This window comes from Streptomyces swartbergensis, assembly GCF_002148965.1.
Taxonomy (GTDB): Bacteria; Actinomycetota; Actinomycetes; order Streptomycetales; family Streptomycetaceae; genus Streptomyces; species Streptomyces swartbergensis.
Genome location: NZ_NGFN01000190.1, coordinates 1 through 16,363, shown reverse-complemented (window position 1 = coordinate 16,363; position 16,363 = coordinate 1). Strand labels below are relative to the sequence as shown.

13 protein-coding genes and 4 pseudogenes are annotated in these 16,363 nt (G+C 72.3%); 4 read left to right on the top strand and 13 right to left on the bottom strand.

Annotated features, from left to right (window positions below):
- The 3 genes and pseudogenes from CA983_RS48190 to hutU all read right to left on the bottom strand — a co-directional run.
- A pseudogene (locus tag CA983_RS48190) lies at window positions 1–138 on the bottom strand (formimidoylglutamate deiminase); the annotation flags it as partial.
- Window positions 129–1,331, bottom strand: a complete 1,203-nt coding sequence (locus tag CA983_RS26580) for an allantoate amidohydrolase (protein ID WP_208637044.1) — start codon at window positions 1,329–1,331, stop codon at window positions 129–131. The pseudogene CA983_RS48190 and the gene CA983_RS26580, both read right to left, overlap by 10 nt.
- Before the next feature lie 191 nt (window positions 1,332–1,522).
- Window positions 1,523–3,187 carry a urocanate hydratase gene (hutU, locus tag CA983_RS26575; RefSeq protein ID WP_086603370.1) on the bottom strand — a complete coding sequence of 555 codons (1,665 nt, stop codon included), beginning with the start codon at window positions 3,185–3,187 and terminating at the stop codon, window positions 1,523–1,525.
- Between the two features lie 136 nt (window positions 3,188–3,323).
- On the opposite strand from hutU, the gene CA983_RS26570 reads away from it, so the two are divergent.
- Window positions 3,324–4,748: a type III PLP-dependent enzyme domain-containing protein gene (locus CA983_RS26570; protein ID WP_086603369.1), complete on the top strand. Its 1,425-nt coding sequence runs from the start codon at window positions 3,324–3,326 to the stop codon at window positions 4,746–4,748.
- Between the two features lie 158 nt (window positions 4,749–4,906).
- Here CA983_RS26570 and CA983_RS26565 read toward each other — a convergent pair whose 3' ends face one another.
- Both CA983_RS26565 and CA983_RS26560 read right to left on the bottom strand, forming a co-directional pair.
- Complete coding sequence (locus tag CA983_RS26565; protein WP_086603371.1) at window positions 4,907–5,491, bottom strand: hypothetical protein; 585 nt, start codon at window positions 5,489–5,491, stop codon at window positions 4,907–4,909.
- Between the two features lie 102 nt (window positions 5,492–5,593).
- Complete coding sequence (locus CA983_RS26560; protein WP_086603368.1) at window positions 5,594–6,436, bottom strand: MurR/RpiR family transcriptional regulator; 843 nt, start codon at window positions 6,434–6,436, stop codon at window positions 5,594–5,596.
- A gap of 217 nt (window positions 6,437–6,653) precedes the next feature.
- Between CA983_RS26560 and CA983_RS26555 the strand changes: the two genes are divergently transcribed.
- Window positions 6,654–7,550 carry a DUF5134 domain-containing protein gene (locus CA983_RS26555; protein WP_086603367.1) on the top strand — a complete coding sequence of 299 codons (897 nt, stop codon included), beginning with the start codon at window positions 6,654–6,656 and terminating at the stop codon, window positions 7,548–7,550.
- A gap of 242 nt (window positions 7,551–7,792) precedes the next feature.
- Here the strand turns inward: CA983_RS26555 and CA983_RS26550 are convergent, their stop codons facing one another.
- The 6 genes and pseudogenes from CA983_RS26550 to CA983_RS48175 form a co-directional block, all read right to left on the bottom strand.
- On the bottom strand, window positions 7,793–8,479 hold the full coding sequence (locus CA983_RS26550) for a DUF305 domain-containing protein (protein WP_086603366.1): 687 nt from the start codon (window positions 8,477–8,479) through the stop codon (window positions 7,793–7,795).
- Window positions 8,480–8,566: 87 nt separating this feature from the next.
- Window positions 8,567–9,007: a DUF6153 family protein gene (locus tag CA983_RS26545; protein ID WP_086603365.1), complete on the bottom strand. Its 441-nt coding sequence runs from the start codon at window positions 9,005–9,007 to the stop codon at window positions 8,567–8,569.
- Between the two features lie 342 nt (window positions 9,008–9,349).
- Window positions 9,350–10,651 carry an MFS transporter gene (locus CA983_RS26540; protein ID WP_086603364.1) on the bottom strand — a complete coding sequence of 434 codons (1,302 nt, stop codon included), beginning with the start codon at window positions 10,649–10,651 and terminating at the stop codon, window positions 9,350–9,352.
- A complete protein-coding gene (locus CA983_RS26535) occupies window positions 10,648–11,772 on the bottom strand; it encodes a PLP-dependent cysteine synthase family protein (RefSeq protein ID WP_086603363.1) in 1,125 nt (374 codons plus the stop codon). Before CA983_RS26535 ends, CA983_RS26540 begins: the two co-directional genes overlap by 4 nt.
- A 142-nt stretch (window positions 11,773–11,914) precedes the next feature.
- Window positions 11,915–12,097, bottom strand: coding sequence for a hypothetical protein (locus CA983_RS48180; protein ID WP_244207115.1), 183 nt, complete (start codon window positions 12,095–12,097; stop codon window positions 11,915–11,917).
- 882 nt (window positions 12,098–12,979) lie between these two features.
- Window positions 12,980–13,295 (bottom strand): annotated as a pseudogene (locus tag CA983_RS48175) (hypothetical protein); the annotation flags it as partial.
- A 149-nt stretch (window positions 13,296–13,444) separates the two neighbouring features.
- Here CA983_RS48175 and CA983_RS26515 point away from each other — a divergent pair.
- Window positions 13,445–13,870: a hypothetical protein gene (locus CA983_RS26515; RefSeq protein WP_167407468.1), complete on the top strand. Its 426-nt coding sequence runs from the start codon at window positions 13,445–13,447 to the stop codon at window positions 13,868–13,870.
- Window positions 13,871–13,885: 15 nt separating this feature from the next.
- Here CA983_RS26515 and CA983_RS26510 read toward each other — a convergent pair.
- A pseudogene (locus tag CA983_RS26510) lies at window positions 13,886–14,191 on the bottom strand (SDR family oxidoreductase); the annotation flags it as partial.
- Between the two features lies 1 nt (window position 14,192).
- Here CA983_RS26510 and CA983_RS45270 point away from each other — a divergent pair.
- A pseudogene (locus tag CA983_RS45270) lies at window positions 14,193–14,333 on the top strand (transcriptional regulator); the annotation flags it as partial.
- A 338-nt stretch (window positions 14,334–14,671) separates the two neighbouring features.
- Here CA983_RS45270 and CA983_RS26505 read toward each other — a convergent pair.
- A complete protein-coding gene (locus CA983_RS26505; RefSeq protein WP_086603359.1) occupies window positions 14,672–16,060 on the bottom strand; it encodes a cystathionine beta-synthase in 1,389 nt (462 codons plus the stop codon).
- Window positions 16,061–16,363 lie beyond the last annotated feature (303 nt).

Genomic DNA, 16,363 nt, shown 5'->3' with positions numbered 1-16,363 from the left:
GGGCGGGGTGGCCGTGCCGGGGCGGACGGCGGCGATGCGGCCGTCCCGGACGTCGAGGGCCACCCCCGGCTCGACGGACGTACCGAGCCAGGCGTGCTCCAGCCAGTACGTCCGCTCGGGTGCTGTGGTCACCTGCACGCCAGTCCTTCCAGTACGTCGGCGAGTGCGAGTACCCCGGCGACGCAGTCGTCCTCGGTCGCGGACTCGGCCGGGGAGTGGGAGACGCCGGTGGGGTTGCGCACGAACAGCATGGCGGTCGGGACGCTCCCGGACAGGATCCCGGCGTCGTGTCCGGCGCCGGTGCCGAGGACGGGGACGGTGAGGCCGGTGTCCGTGCCGAGGATGCGGGCGAGTTCATCGCGCAGGGCGTGGTCGAACTCGACGACGGGGGTGAACGACTCGCGCACGACGGCGAGATCGACGCCGTGGGCGGCGGCGTACTCCCCGGCCGCCTTCTCGACGTCGGCGACCACGGCGTCCAGGCTGTCCTGGTCGGCGGCGCGGGAGTCGAGCCAGCCGCGCACGAGGGAGGGGATGGCGTTGACGCCGTTCGGCTCGACGGCGATCTTGCCGAAGGTGGCGACGGCACCGGCGAGTTCGGCCTCGCGGCGGGCGGCGAGGACGGTCTCGGCGTAGGACAGCATGGGGTCGCGCCGGTCGGCGAGCCGGGTGGTGCCGGCGTGGTTGGCCTCGCCCCGGAAGTCGAACCGCCACCGGCCGTGCGGCCAGATCGCGCTGGCGATGCCGACCCGGTCGCCGGACAGGTCGAGGGCCCGGCCCTGCTCGACGTGCAGTTCGACGAAGGCGCCGATGCGGGCGAGCCGCTCGGGGTCGGGCCCGATGGCGTCGGGGTCGTAGCCGGCGGCCTCCATGGCGCGCGGCAGCGTCACTCCGTCGCCGTCGGTGAGCCGGTGGGCCTGCTCGCGGGTGAGCTGCCCGGCGGTGAGCCGGGACCCGACACAGGCGAGCCCGAACCGGGCGCCCTCCTCGTCCCCGAAGTTCACGATGCCGAGGGACCGGGTGAACCGCGCGTCCCGGCCGCGCAGTTCGTCCAGCGCGGCGAAGGCGGACACGACCCCGAGGGGGCCGTCGAAGGCCCCGCCGTCCGGCACGGAGTCGAGATGCGACCCGGTGACGACGGCGTCCCCGGCGGCGGGGTCGCCGAGCCAGGCCCACTGGTTGCCGTTCCGGTCGACCTCGTAGCGCAGTCCCCGGGCAGCGGCTTGCTCTTCGAACCAGGCCCGGCAGTCGCCGTCGACGCCGGTCCAGGCGAAGCGGCGGTAGCCGTGGGTGGCGGGGTGGCGGCCTAGGGGGAGCAGGTCGCGCCACATCTGGTGGAAGGACGCGCCGCCAGGCCCAGGCTGTGAGCCGGCCGGCGGTACAGGCTGTGGGCAGTCGTTCCGCAGGGCGATGGGGGTCCCCCCTGCTCGAGCGGAGCCGGGAGCTTGGGGGAGGGTGGGCACAGCCGGACCCGCGGGCGGCGTCGATGCGCCCGCGCCCACCGGAGGGTTGCCGTCACGAGTCACGCCGAGTCACCTTCACGCATCGGCACCCGGACGCCCTTCTCCTGAGCCACCGACTCCGCGATGTCGTACCCGGCGTCGACGTGCCGGATGACCCCCATGCCGGGGTCGTTCGTCAGCACTCGCCGGATCTTCTCGCCGGCCAGCCTCGTACCGTCGGCCACCGTCACCTGCCCGGCGTGGATCGACCGCCCCATACCGACCCCGCCCCCGTGGTGCAGGGACACCCAGGACGCCCCCGACGCCACGTTCACCATCGCGTTCAGCAGCGGCCAGTCGGCGATCGCGTCGGACCCGTCGAGCATGGCCTCGGTCTCCCGGTAGGGGGACGCGACGGAGCCGCAGTCGAGATGGTCGCGGCCGATGACGACCGGCGCGGCCAGCTCCCCGCTCGCGACCATGTCGTTGAACCGCTCACCGGCCTTGTCCCGCTCGCCGTAGCCGAGCCAGCAGATACGGGCGGGCAGGCCCTGGAAGCGGACCCGCTCCCCTGCCATGCGGATCCAGCGGGCCAGGGACTCGTTCTCCGGGAAGAGGTCGAGGATCGCCTTGTCGGTCTTCGCGATGTCGGAGGCCTCGCCGGACAGGGCGGCCCAGCGGAAGGGGCCCTTGCCTTCGCAGAACAGCGGGCGGATGTAGGCGGGGACGAAGCCGGGGAAGGCGAAGGCCCGCTCGTAGCCGGCGAGTTGCGCCTCGCCGCGGATGGAGTTGCCGTAGTCGAAAACCTCCGCGCCGGCGTCCATGAAGCCAACCATGGCCTCGACGTGCCGGGCCATGGACTCGCGGGCCCGGGTGGTGAAACCGGCCGGGTCCTTGGCGGCGGCGTCGGCCATGTCCTCGAAGGCGGTGCCGAGGGGCAGGTAGGCCAGCGGGTCGTGAGCGGAGGTCTGGTCGGTGACGATGTCGATCGGGGCGCCCATGGCGAGCAGCTGCGGCACCAGCTCGGCGGCGTTGCCGAGGACGCCGATGGACAGCGGGCGGCGGGCGTCCCGGGCCTCCACGGCGAGCCGCAGCGCGTGGTCCAGGGAGTCGGCCTTCACGTCCAGGTACCGGTGCTCGATGCGCCGCTCGATGGCGCGCGGGTCGCAGTCGACGCAGATCGCCACGCCGTCGTTCATCGTCACGGCGAGCGGCTGGGCGCCGCCCATCCCGCCGAGACCGGCGGTCAGCGTGATCGTCCCGGCCAGCGACCCGCCGAACTTCTTCGCGGCGACGGCGGAGAAGGTCTCGTAGGTCCCCTGGAGGATGCCCTGGGTGCCGATGTAGATCCAGGAGCCGGCCGTCATCTGCCCGTACATGGTCAGGCCGAGGGCCTCCAGGCGGCGGAACTCCTCCCAGTTCGCCCAGTCGCCGACGAGGTTGGAGTTGGCGATGAGCACGCGCGGGGCCCACTCGTGGGTCTGCATGACGCCGACGGGCCGGCCGGACTGGACCAGCATGGTCTCGTCCTGCTTCAGCCCCCGCAGTGTCCGCACCATCGCGTCGAAGGAGCGCCAGTCGCGGGCCGCCTTGCCGGTGCCGCCGTAGACGACGAGCTTGTCGGGGTGCTCGGCGACCTCCGGGTCCAGGTTGTTCTGGAGCATGCGCAGGGCGGCTTCCTGCTGCCATCCCAGGGCGCTCGTTTCCGTGCCGCGCGGCGCTCGGACGGGGCGGGGTCCTGACATGGTCTGCCTCCTGGTGGGTGCGTGGTGCTCCCGGCGGGGTTGTTGCTGCGGTTATTCACATCCTGGCTGTCTGAATAGAGCTAGTCAATACGTCCGGGGGTCGGCGCGGCGGTGCCCTGGATGTTTGGCTGGACGCATGGGCGCACACATCGAGGCGGAAGAGACAGGCAACTCCGGCGCCGGGCGGGCGGCCCGGCGGGACGAGGCGGTACGGGCCGCCGTGGAGCAGGGGCTGCTCGGGCCCGACAGCCCCATCATCGGGCTGCTGGACGTCACCGGCATCCGGGAGTCGGCGGCGGAGCTGCGGGCGGCGTTCGACGCGGTCGTGGCGCCGGGCACGCCCGTGCTGCACGCCTTCGCGGTGAAGGCGACCCCGCTGGTGCCGGTGCTGCGGCTGCTGCGGGAGGAGGGCGTCGGCGCCGAGGTGGCGAGCCCCGGCGAGCTGGCGCTGGCCCGGGCGGCGGGGCTGGGCCCGGAGATGACGGTGCTGGACTCGCCGGCCAAGACGCCCGGGGAGCTGCGCGAGGCGCTGGCGCTGGGCATCGCCGTCAACGCGGACAATCCGCAGGAGCTGGACCGCATCGACGCCCTGATGATCCCCCACAGCCCGAAAGACGTGGGAGGTGCCCCCATCGCCGCCAGCCGGTCCCCGCTCGGGATACGGGTGAATCCGCAGATCGGCGGGGGTTCCATCGAGGCGACGTCCACGGCGACGGCGACGTCGAAGTTCGGGGTGGCGCTGCGCGATGAGGGTGCCCGGGAGTGGGTCGTCCGGGCGTATCTGGACCGGCCGTGGCTGACCCGGCTGCACGCGCACACCGGGTCCCAGGGGGTCCCGCTGTCCCTGATGGCGCGGGGCGTGGCGGAGACGTACGGGCTGGCGGAGGAGATCAACCGGCGGGCCGGGCGGCGCCAGGTCGACACGCTCGACATCGGCGGCGGGCTGCCGGTGAACTTCGCGTCGGACGCGACGACACCGACGTACGCGCAGTACGCGCGGACGCTGGCCGAGGAGGTGCCGGGGCTGTTCGACGGGCGGTACGGGCTGGTGACGGAGTTCGGGCGGTCACTGCTGGCGAAGCACGGGACGGTCGTGGCGCGGGTCGAATACGCCAAGAGCGCGGGCGGGCGGCCGGTGGCGCTCACGCACGCGGGCGTGCAGGTCGCGACGCGGACGGTGTACGCGCCGGGGGTCTGGCCGCTGAGGATCGCCGCGTACGACTCCAAGGGGCGCCCGAAGGAGGGCCCGGCCGTGGTGCAGGACGTGGCCGGGCCGGCGTGCTTCTCGGGCGACCTGCTGGCCGAGGGGTGTGCGCTGCCGCTGCTGGAGCAGGGGGACTTCGCGGCGGCGCTGGATACGGGGGCGTACTACTTCGCGCACCACTATGCGTACAACTCGCTGGTCCGGCCCGCGATTTACGGGTTCGGACCGGGTGGGGAGCGGCGTGTCGCCTTCGCGGTGGTGCGGGAGGCGCAGACGGTCGAGGAGGTCGTGGCGGAGTCCGGAGGGGCTCAGGTGGACGCGCTGGTGGGCGGCCGGGCGCCGTGGGGGCTTCCGTAGCACCCGGCTGCGGGTCGTGGTGGCTTGCCGCGCTGCCCGGGCGGGACGCGGACGGTGGCCGTCCGGGCGGAGGGCGCGGACCGCGCGCTCGTCACGCCCGCGCGGCGGAGCCGCACATCGGCACAGCCCCGAGCCCCTCCGCGCGCGGGCAAGCCCCCTTACACGAGGGCAGGCGTCTTCCTTCTTGCCCCGCCCGGTGCCGCGTCGCCCGCCGCGATGCCCGTGCTGCGGTACGCCTTGACCCGGTTGCCCGCGGGGCCGCCCGCGCCCCCGCGCAGCCAGTCCACCCGCACCCACAGCAACTCCTCGTCCGCGCGCTCGCGGCGGCCGAGCCACGCGGCCTTCAGCCACAGGCCCGCGCCGCAGCCGGCCAGGAGCAGGCCGGCCGCGGCGGGTACGGCGAAGGCGCTGCCCAGGGCGGCGAGGAAGGCGAGGAGGAGCCACCAGCGGTGGTGGCGGCGCCAGTTGCGTGACGTGACCGCGCGGTCCTGGAGGATGTCGTGCTTGCCGGCGCGGGCCGCGGAGGCGGCCAGGGTGGCGTAGCGCTTGCGGCGTCCGTAGGCCACCGCGGCCGTCGCCAGGACGAACAGTGCCGCCCCGGTCAGCACGCCGATGCGGCGGCCCGTCAGTCCCGGGGGCAGCAGGCCGATGCCCGCCGCGAACACGCCCAGCCACCACAGCGGGGCCGCCCCCGCCCGTACGACGACGGCCACCCGAGCCAGTCCCTGTCCTCCGCGCGTCACGTTCATCCTCCGTCCGGTCTGCGAAGCGCCTGAAGGGTGTTACAGGAACAACACGTTAGCGACACAACGTGAGACGAGTCTGAGAATGCGGTGCCCGTGCGGTCAGTCGACGAACAGTCCTCGCGCCGCCGCCTTCACGTCGAACTCCTCCAGGCGGGACTGTGCCTCCGGCAGGTCGTCGCACATCGCCTCCAACAGGACCCGGCCGAGCAGCATCGGGGCGCAGGCCGTGTCGAAGGCGAGGCCGGTGCCGACGGCGGCGGGGAGCAGCAGGTCGGACACCTTGGCCACCGGTGCGAAGGCGGAGTCGGCGACCGTGACGACGGTCAGCCCGGCCTGTCTGGCGTAGTCGAGGGTGTCGACGACCTCGCGGGGGTGCCGGGGCAGCGCGAAGCACAGCAGTGCGGTCGCGCCGGCCCGGACGGCGGCGTCGATGCGGTCGTGAAGCATCGTGCCGCCCTCGTTGAGGAGCCGTACGTCGGGGTGGACCTTGGCGGCGAAGTAGGCGAAGCCGTGCGCCTGGGCGGCTGCCGCCCGCAGTCCGAGGACGGGGAGCGGCCGTGAGGCCGCGAGGAGGCGCCCCGCCCGCTGCACGGGGCGGGGGTCGGCCAGGGCCTCCGCCAGGTGCCGCAGGTTCTCGATCTCGGCCTCGACGGCCTGCTGGTACTCGTTGTAGGACCCGGCGTCCGCGGCGGGTTCGGCGGGGGCGACCTCGCGCAGGTGACGGCGCAGGGCCGGGTAGCCGTCGAAGCCGAGGGCGACGGCGAAGCGGGTCACGGACGGCTGGCTGACCCCGGCCAGCTCGGCGAGCTCCACGCTCGACAGGAACGGCACGTCGGCAGCGCGCCGCACCATGCTGTGCGCGATGCGCCGCTGGGTCGGCGTCAGCCGGTGGCCCTCGAAGAGCGCCTGCAACCGCGCGGCAGGGCTGTCGGTCACGCTCATGACGTGCTCCCCCTCGCCTATTCAGTAGCTGAGGATTCTGCATGAGCATATGCAGACCGGCAAGCGGGACCGAAGGGCCGCCCTGCCGGTGCCGCCTGCCGCGCGACGCCCGGCACACCGAAAGGACTGACGCCCTCAGGGAAGGACTGCCCTCCGCTGAACGCCTCTCGACACCCCTGCGTACTGAGGACATCCGTAGTCGATGCGGAGGGCAGCGATGGGAAGTCCGGCCCTGAATTGGACGCTGGCGGCGGTCGCCGCACTCGTGGCCGTCGTGAGCGCGGCCCGGCTGGCCGCCGCCGACAGCAGAGGGGCCCGGTTCGCGGCCGGAGGCGATCTCGTCATGGCCGGTGGCATGGCCGCGATGTTCCTGCCCGCGACGGCGGCCGGCTTCGGGGACCACGGTCTGTGGTGGGTGGCGGCGTTCACCGCCGTCGGCCTGGGTGGCGTGGCCCTGTCCGTACGCCACGCTCGGCTGCACGGCTGGCGGTACGGCCGCCGCTGGGCGCATCACATCATCGGCAGTGCCGCCATGGTGATCATGACGCTCGCCATGCCGGGTACCGACTCGGCGCCGGTCCTCGCGTTGGGCGGGCACTCGATGGCCGGCACGGATCACGGGCACGGGCACGGATCCGGCACCGTGGGGGTGTCGGGCACGGCCGGGACGGAGGGCATGGACCACTCCTCGGGGATGACCGCCCACGACATGACGGGCGGCGCAGCCCATGGCCCCGCGTCGGGAGACTCCAATTCCGTGTGGCGTGGCGTCCTGCTCACCCTCGCCGTGTACTTCCTGCTCTCGGTCGTCGCGGCCGTGTGGGCGCGGCTCCGCGGCACCGACCGGCCGGCGGGTGCGGGCCGCGCCGCGGGCAAGGGCCGCTGGGCGCGGCGGCTCCTCGCCCTGCCCGACGCGATCGTGGTGTTCGCCGCGTCCCTGGCCATCTCCGTGTGGGACAGGGCCCGGCCGGGAGGCGACAGGCGCCGGTCCCACGCGGCAGCGGGCCACCGGAGCCGCCGTCGCCCGCCGGGCACGTCACCGGGCGCGGCGCTGACGGCCCACATCGGCATGGGCGGCACGATGTGCGCCATGCTCGTCATGATGGCTGCCTGACCACCCGTTGCGGATCAGTGGCCGCCGATCGACGTGACGGCCAGGCGCTTCTCGAACGTAGAGGCGCTGGTCGCCGGGGTCCGGACCGAGACCGTGGATGTGGCCGACGGTCGTCCCGGAGGTGGTGTGCGAGCCGGTCGAGAGCGGTGACCACCGGTCACGGCCATGCCGGCACGGGGAGGTGACCGCCCGGGCTCCTCGGGTGCGCCTCGGAGCCCTGGGCGGTCAGTGGGTGGTGCGGATCAGAGCCGGTCGAGGATCTTCTCGAACTTCTCGACCTCGGCGGACTGGGTCTTCACGACGTCGGCGGCGAGCTTCTCGGCCGTGGCGTTACGGCCCTTCTTCCGCTCGTCCTCCGCCATGGTGATCGCACCCTTGTGGTGCTCGATCATCATCTCCGCGAACATCCGGTCGAACTCGGTGCCCTTGGCGGCCTCGAGCTTCTTCATGTCCTCGTCGGACATCATCCCGGACATCCCGGACCCGTGGTCCATGCCGCCGGACCCGTGGTCCATGCCGGGCATGCTCTCCTCGGCGGACTCCGGCTTGCCCCAGGCCTTCAACCAGGACTTCATGGTCCGGATCTCGGGGTCCTGGGCCTTCTCGATCTGCGCGGCCAGAGTCTTGATCTCCGTGTCGGAGGCCCGGCCGTCCGCGAGCTTGGACATCTCCAGGGCCTGCTCGTGGTGCGGGATCATCATCTGGGCGAACATCACGTCGGCGTCGTTGAACGCGCCGGGCGCCGGGTTCCCATCCGTCGCCCGGGTCGGCGAGGCGGAGGCGGAGGCAGAGCTGCCGCTCCCGTGGTCCATGCCCTTCATGTCGTCCCCGCCGCAGGCGGCGAGCAGCAGCCCGCCCGCCGTGACGGCGGCCACCACCGCGAGACGGCGGCTCAGGCGACGGTTGAGGGCGTGCTTGTAGGCAGTCATGTGCGAGATACCTCTTGTCGTCAGTTCTGTCTGTGCGGAGTAGGCGTCTGCGCGGGCAGCACTGAAGGGGCCGCGCGACGGTTCGGCCTATATCCGCAGAACTGACAACTGGGAGAGGAGCGGTCTCGGCGGTGGAGTGCCGGGGCGCGCCGAGGCCATCGATCGAGCGAGCAGGGCGGTCAGCCGCTCTTGCCGGCGGACCACCAGCGCATGCAGGAACAGCCCGATCAGCCACACGGTGAGAACCGCCAAGCACACGGACATCGGGTCCATGCCGCCCGGGAGTTCGTGTACCGGCGACTTGGCAGCCGAGGCCGCGGTCCCGTGCTCGGCCGCCGCCTCGGGCTCGGCGTTCCGGGCCATGCTGTCGTGTCGCGCGCCTTCGGCACTGGCGACAGCGCCGGCCATGCCATGCCCGTGCGACTCCTCCGGGTGGCCCATCGTGTGCATGGCGAATACGCCCAGCGTGAGCATGGCAACCAGCAAGAGGTACCCGAAGGCCCCACCTGCCCGCAGCCGCCCGCTCATGGTCGACTCGCCCTCCGTACTCGACGTACCGGAATACTACTAAGTCAGTTGGGACATCACCGCCGCCGCTCGGATTCGGACGAGTCCAGGCCCTCGTACGCCTGGATCAAGCCGCAGCGACAGCCTGGCCGACTCGTCCGGCCCGCTGCACGCCGCGACGGAAGGCTTCTCACTCGCGATCACCGTCGCAGCCGCCCTCCTCGCCCTCGGCGCCGCTCTCATCGCCACGCTGTTCACAAGCCGCCGCTCAGGGTCCGCAGCCGACGCCCGCGACACTCCTGCCTGACTGAGCGGGGCGGGGCACCAGCTGGTGTCCCGCCCCTGGTCCTGAGGACCGGTGGGTCAGACGCTCGTGGCCAGCGGCTCGGAAGCGGGCTGTGCCGCCAGCCGGCCGGTGCGGTGCAGGCCGTACAGGGCGGCAGCGCACGCCAGGCCGAGCACGATCAGCGCGATCCACGGCAGCGCGGGCATCCCGGCCGCCCGCGCGGCGTCGAGCGCGGCGCCCGTGCCCAGGTTCCCGACGGTGATGCCGACGCCGCAGATCGTGTTGTACAGGCCGTAGTGGGTGGCGACGAGGCGGTCACCGGAGAGGCGGACGATGGTGTCCATCTCGAACGGGTAGGCGATCATCGTGCCGACGGCCAGCAGCAGCGCGGCGAGCGTCGGCGGAACCGCCGCGAGCAGCCACAGCCCGACCCCGGACTCCGGTACGGGCACGCCGGTGGCGAGCAGCAAGGGCACGAAGGCCAGCCCCATCGCCGCCAGCCCGCGCACGAGCGCCTGCCCGGGCTCGTACCGCGCCTTGCACCACGCAGTCACCCGCGTCTGACAGAGGATCGTTGTCAGCCCCGAGACGGCGAAGAGCATGGCCACCGCCGCCGTGCCGGACTCCCCGTCGCCGCCGAGCCGGCGCACCTCCAGGGGCAGCGCCAGGTAGACCTGGAAGGACAGCACGTACGAACCGATCATGGCGACGGAGAAGGCCAGGAACGGCCGGTTGGCGAGAATGCCGCGCCACTGGGCGAGCACGCCCTGACCGCCGTCGCCGTTCTGCCGCTCGGCGTCCTCGGACCTCCGGGCGGGCAGCGCGCGGATCTGTACGACGCTCAGCAGGGCGAAGATCGCGGCGGACACCAGGCAGGTGACGCGGAAGTCCACGCCGGTCAGCACCATGCCCGCCAGCGGGCCCAGCAGGATGCCTGCCTGGTAGAACACGTTGAACAACGCGAACGCCTCGACCCTGCGCTCCCCCGCGTCGGCCGCGAGGTACGCCCGTACGGCCGGGTTGAACAGCGCACCGGCCAGCCCGGTGGCCGCGGAGGCGGCGAGCAGGGCGGGCAGGGAATCGACCAGTCCGAGCGTCGCGAAGCCGAGGGTGCGCAGCACGCACCCGGCGACGATCATCGGCTTGTAGCCGAGCCGGTCGGCGAGCGTGCCGCCGACCAGGAACATGCCCTGCTGGCTGAAGTTCCGTACGCCGAGGACGAGTCCCACGATCCAGCCGGCCAGCCCGAGGGTGCCGGAGAGGTGGGCGGCCAGGTAGGGCATCAGCATGTAGAAGCCGAGGTTGATGGTGAACTGGTTCACCATCAACAGCTGGACGCTGCGTTCGTACGACCGGACCTGGGTGAGCAGCCCCTTCACCGGCCCTCCTCCGCAGCGTCGGACTCGACGGCTGCGTCCCCAGTGCCGTGCAGGGTGAGGGGATCGACCACCGTGGTGCACCGGGTCCAGCGAGTGACCTCCTTCTCGTCCGGGCGGCCGATCAGGTCCGGTTCGGGCGCCGGCGGTGAGTCCAGCAGGCCGTGGGCGGCGCAGTAGTCGTCGTCGTAGACCGTTCCCAGGTAACGCTGCGGGCCGTCGGGGAAGATCGCGACGATCCGTGCGTCCGCGGGCGTCGTCCGGGCCAGCCAGCCGGCCACCAGTGCGACCGCGCCGACACTCCACCCGCCGGTGGCGTAGTGGGAGGCGGCCAGTTGGCGGCACGTCCACACGGCCTCGTGCGCGGCGACCCAGTGCACCTCGGTCAAGTTCTCGTAGGCGACGTTGCGGGGGTAGATGCTGGAGCCGAGTCCGCGCATCAGCCGGGGCCGGGCGGGCTGGCCGAAGATCGTCGAACCGGTCGTGTCCACGCCGACGACGGTCAGCTCCGGGTAGAGCTGGCGCAGGACCCGGGAGACTCCGGCCGAGTGGCCGCCGGTGCCGACGCTGCACACCAGTACGTCGATGTGGCCCATCTCGGCGGCGAGTTCAAGAGCCAGCGGTGTGTAGGCGGCGACGTTGTCGGGGTTGCTGTACTGGTCCGGGCACCAGGAGCCGGGGTGCTGTTCCAGCAGCCGCTGGACGCGTTCGCGGCGGGCCTGCTGCCAGCCGCCCGTGGGGTGCGGCTCGGAGACGACGTTGACCTGGGCTCCGTACGCGGTCAGCAGCCGGGTCATGGACAACTCCAGCCCCGGGTCGGTGACCAGGGTGACCGGATGGCCGTACACCATTCCGGCCAGAGCCAGTCCCAGGCCCAGGGTTCCGCTGGTGGACTCGATGATCCGTCCGCCGGGCCGCAGGTCGCCACGGGCCCGGGCCCGCTCCACCATGTGCAGCCCCGGACGGTCCTTGATACCGCCGGGGTTGAACCCTTCGAGCTTCGCCCAGAAGCCGCGTCCGGCCGGGGCCAGCGGCTCCGACACCCGCAGCAGCGGGGTGTTGCCCACCAGCCCGGACAGGGCGGACCGGCCCGAGGGGGTCGCGGCCTTGGTCAATGACTGCATGTCTGTGTGTTCACTCTCGCTCGATGAATGCCGGTGCGGGTTCATCTCGCGCCCCATGGCGAGGCGGCAGACGCGGACTGTGGGTCCGCACACGCCCTGGGCACGCGGCAGCCGTAAGGTCGGTCGGCTGCGAGCGAGTGGTCTAGATCCGCCACCGCGACGTACGGACGAGCTCCACGCGACCGGTGCGTGCGCCGCGACGTCTGCGGTGGGCATGCCGTACGAGGGGTCTGCCCACGGTCGACGACACGGCGACGAGTACGACGACGGCCAGCGCGCCGACGGGAAGCTCGTCGACCGGTTGGGCCGCGGTGCGGACGATCACGTCGGCCGCACAGTCCCCAGCCCCGTTCGGGACGTGGGGGCCGTGGGGGCCGTGGGGTCCATGCGGGTCCTCGCCTGCGGCCATCGCCGAGAATCCGGCAGGCACGGACACCGGCTCGTGCGTCTCCTGAGGTACGCCATGCAGGACGGCGCACAGCACGAGTGCCATCACGAGGGCGCCGCGGATCGCCGAGACGACTCGGCGCCACGAGGGAGAGCCGCATCGGGCCCATGGGGCATGCGTGAGCGTACGAAAATGTGTCGGCACAGGTCCTCCGCGCTGCTGCCACGGCTCCGGCAGAGACGGAGTGAGGCGCAGACATGGGTGGGGGCAGGACGGCTTCGACGAGCCGGTCGGAGGAACTCCGTACCCCTAGACCCGCCGCACCGCGGAGGCTGCTCTCAGAGCCACGGGAGACGCGCCGTCCATGGGGCCACCAGCGGCCGGCCCTCGAACGGTTGAGGCGTCGTACGAACCGGACGATTCGCGAACCGCCGCTGTGGAGCAGGGAGATACCAGCACTGAACCCTGCTGAGGCTGCCCGGACACGCAGTGCTCGCCAGGATGTGACGGCTCATGGCCGCCATGATGATCGCCGGTTTCCGCGGCGAACGGCGGCGCGGGCTCGACGGCTGCGTGGCGACCTCCGTCGGCCGACGGAGCGACGACGACCGTTGCGCCGGCGGAGAGGTGCCCCTGGGCACTCTCCACGTGCACGCCGTGCGTGACGAGGACACCGAACAGGAGCACGGCGAAGGCCAGCACGCGCGGCAGTGGACCCGCACCGGAGCGGGTCCTGACGCTGCGCCAGGGCGACCAAGCCGTAACCATGCCGTGATCCTAGCGGCTCGTTGACCGTGGTCGCCCACAGTCCCGCGCACGTCAGTGCGCGTGCCCGGCCTCTTCCTCGGCGGGCCGGGCCCGCGAGGGCTGCCCGGACTCGCCCGCCGCGCCGCCCGCATGCACCCCTTAAGACCGCGGTACGGACCTTGCCCTCGTGCTGGAGGTCCAGGAACAGGCGGTACGCGCCGGCGCTCGGCGCCGTCGCTGTGAACGAGACCTCGGGGCCGGGCTTCGTCCTGCCGTCGCCGGGCTCGCCGTTGGGGTGGACGTGCAGGTAGGCGAGGTCACCGGAGCGCAGGGCGACAAGGTGGCCGTAAGCGCCCAGGTAGGGCTGGAGGTTGCGGAAGATCGGCTTGATGCGATACCCCCGTGACGAGTTCGACCCGTCCGCTGCAGCGCAGCGACGGCTGTCAGCCTCGCGCCCGGCAAGCCCCAGCTCGGAGAGGGGGGCTAACCCCAGTGCGGCCGGCGCCCCGGCTTTCTACCGTGAGTGGCATGACCGGAATGGACGCGCGGGACACCGACCTGAAGAAGGAACTCGACGCCACCCTGCRCGCGYGCAGGGAGCTGGGCGAGGAGTACGAGTCCGCGCTGGTCGACTCGTTCCTGGAGAAGGTCGACCAGCGGATCGACGGCGCGGTGGAGCGCCGGGTGCGCCGGCAGCTCGCCGAGCAGCAGATGCAGACGGCCCGGGACTCCCGGTCGCCGCGGGCCATGGACTCCTGGGGCGAGCGCTTCGGCTTCGGGATCGTCTCCCTCGTCCTGGCGGTGCCGCTGTCCGCGATCGGCGGGGGCGTGGCCCATCTGCCCGGCCTGCTCGCCGCCTGGGCGGGCATCGTCGGCGTCAACGTCGTGCAGGCCGCTCGCACCAACCCGGGCCTGTTCGGCCGCCGCCGCCAGTCCTCCCGGAACAGCGACTGGGAGGACTGAGCGGGCATACGCCGTTCAGACCTGGCGGGTCGGCAGCGCGACGATCTGCCGCAGGTTGACCCGGCGCGGACGGCTGGTCACGTAGACCACCAGGTCGGCGAGCTCCTCGGCGGACAGCGCGCCCACCTCGTCCAGCATGCCCTCCACCTGCCGGGCCAGTTCCGCGTCACCGATGTGCGTGCGCAGCTCGCTCTCGACGAACCCGGGCTCGATGCTGGTGACCCGGACGTCCCGCGGCCCGAACTCCGAGCGCAGGGCCTGCGACAGACAGGTGACGGCGGCCTTGGTCGCGCCGTACACCGCGTAGTTCGGGAAGCTGACACTCGTGACCCTCCCGTTCGAGACCCTCACGATCCCGGCGGCCCCGGACCAGACGATCGTGGCGTACGCGCCGCAGCCCGGCTCGGAGACGGCGGAGCGTCTGGCACTGCTGGGGAGTTGGGTGACGAGCCGGGCCGGCTGACGCCCGCAAAGGTAATGCGCGGGGACCGCCGCACCCCCGTGAACGGGGGGCGGGACGACGGCGGTCCCCGCGTAAGACGCGGGCCTGGTCAGGCCTGGCCCCCGCGTCTGTGACGTCGGTGGAGGTCCGGGAGCCGCTCCGGAGGTCCTTGACGCCAACGGCGCCGGCCGGGGCGGGGAGCCGCTCCCGCCCTGCCGACACCCACTAATGTGCAGGACTCGTGTTAAGCGGGTGCTGCGCGAACGTGACGCGCTCGTACCACTTCCGCGAAGTCCACGAAGATCGCGGACGAACGGCAAGTGCACCCGGTCAACGTGTGGTTCACCGGCCGTTCGCCGTCACTTCGCGGACCGGGCGAGGAAGGACAGCAGGTCCTGCCGGCTGACCACACCGGTCGGCTTGCCCTCGACGAGGACGATCGCCGCGTCCGCCTTGCCGAGGACGGCCATCAGGTCGGCGACGGGTTCGCCGGAGCCGACCTGGGGCAGCGGGCCGGACATGTGCTTCTCCAGCGGGTCGTCGAGCGAGGCGCTCTTGCTGAACAGCGCGTCCAGCAGCTCGCGCTCCACGACCGAGCCGACGACCTCGGCGGCCATCACGTCGGGGTGGCCCGCGCCCGGCTTGACGACCGGCATCTGCGAGACGCCGTACTCGCGCAGCACGTCGATGGCCTGGCCGACCGTCTCGTCCGGGTGCATGTGGACGAGGGAGGGCATGTGGTCGCCCTCCTTGTCGTTCAGGACGTCGGCGACGCGCGCGCTGGGGCCCGTGTCCTCCAGGAAGCCGTAGTCGGCCATCCACTCGTCGTTGAAGATCTTGCTGAGGTAGCCGCGGCCGCTGTCCGGCAGCAGGACCACCACGACGTCGTCCGGGCCGAGCCGCTCGGCGACCTCCAGCGCGGCGACGACCGCCATGCCGCAGGAGCCGCCCACCAGCAGGCCCTCCTCCTTGGCCAGGCGGCGCGTCATCTGGAAGGAGTCCTTGTCGGACACGGCGACGATCTCGTCCGCGACGGTGCGGTCGTAGGCGGTGGGCCAGAAGTCCTCACCGACGCCCTCGACGAGGTACGGCCGCCCGGACCCGCCGGAGTAGACGGACCCCTCGGGGTCGGCGCCGATGACCTTCACCTTGCCGTCGCTGATCTCCTTCAGGTAGCGGCCGGTCCCGGAGATGGTGCCGCCGGTGCCCACGCCCGCCACGAAGTGAGTGATTCTCCCCTCCGTCTGCTCCCACAGCTCGGGGCCGGTGGAGTGGTAGTGGGAGAGGGGGTTGTGCGGGTTGGAGTACTGGTCGGGCTTCCAGGCCCCGGGCGTCTCGCGGACCAGCCGGTCGGAGACGTTGTAGTAGGAGTCCGGGTGCTCGGGGTCCACGGCGGTCGGGCAGACGACGACCTCGGCGCCGTACGCGCGCAGCACGTTGATCTTGTCGGTGCTCACCTTGTCGGGGCACACGAAGATGCACTTGTACCCCTTCTGCTGCGCCACGATGGCGAGACCCACGCCGGTGTTCCCGCTGGTCGGCTCGACGATCGTGCCGCCCGGCTTGAGCGCGCCGGACTCCTCGGCCGCCTCGATCATGCGCAGGGCGATGCGGTCCTTCACGGACCCGCCGGGGTTGAAGTACTCCACCTTGGCCAGGACGGTCGCCCTGATGCCCTTGGTCACGCTGTTGAGCCTCACCAGCGGGGTGTTGCCGACGAGACTGATCATCGAGTCGTGGAACTGCACCGTTGTCTCCGGTTGCCGCAGAAATGGTCTTAGTGGTGCCGCCAGCCTATGGCCTGCCGGTCATCCGTGACGGTCGTTCACTCGCTGTTGAGATTGGGCGACGGTCTGTACGGGGCAAGCACTGGGTGTACGGGTTCGAGGAGGTGGCGGCGACGCATGACGAGCATGTCGAGGGCGCGGGTGGCCCGGCGGATCGCGGCGGGTGCGGCGTACGGCGGCGGCGGGATCGGGCTGGCCGGGGCGGCCGCCGTGGGGCTGGTGCTGGCGGAGGTGCAGCTGGCGCGGCGCCGGGTGGGCAACGGC

Coding starts and splice junctions, on each gene's coding strand:
- CA983_RS26580 (WP_208637044.1), bottom strand. CDS start 1,331: ATGTGGCGCGACCTGCTCCCCCTAGGCCGCCACCCCGCCACCCACGGC.
- hutU (WP_086603370.1), bottom strand. CDS start 3,187: ATGTCAGGACCCCGCCCCGTCCGAGCGCCGCGCGGCACGGAAACGAGC.
- CA983_RS26570 (WP_086603369.1), top strand. CDS start 3,324: ATGGGCGCACACATCGAGGCGGAAGAGACAGGCAACTCCGGCGCCGGG.
- CA983_RS26560 (WP_086603368.1), bottom strand. CDS start 6,436: ATGAGCGTGACCGACAGCCCTGCCGCGCGGTTGCAGGCGCTCTTCGAG.
- CA983_RS26555 (WP_086603367.1), top strand. CDS start 6,654: ATGGGAAGTCCGGCCCTGAATTGGACGCTGGCGGCGGTCGCCGCACTC.
- CA983_RS26550 (WP_086603366.1), bottom strand. CDS start 8,479: ATGACTGCCTACAAGCACGCCCTCAACCGTCGCCTGAGCCGCCGTCTC.
- CA983_RS26545 (WP_086603365.1), bottom strand. CDS start 9,007: ATGAGCGGGCGGCTGCGGGCAGGTGGGGCCTTCGGGTACCTCTTGCTG.
- CA983_RS26535 (WP_086603363.1), bottom strand. CDS start 11,772: ATGCAGTCATTGACCAAGGCCGCGACCCCCTCGGGCCGGTCCGCCCTG.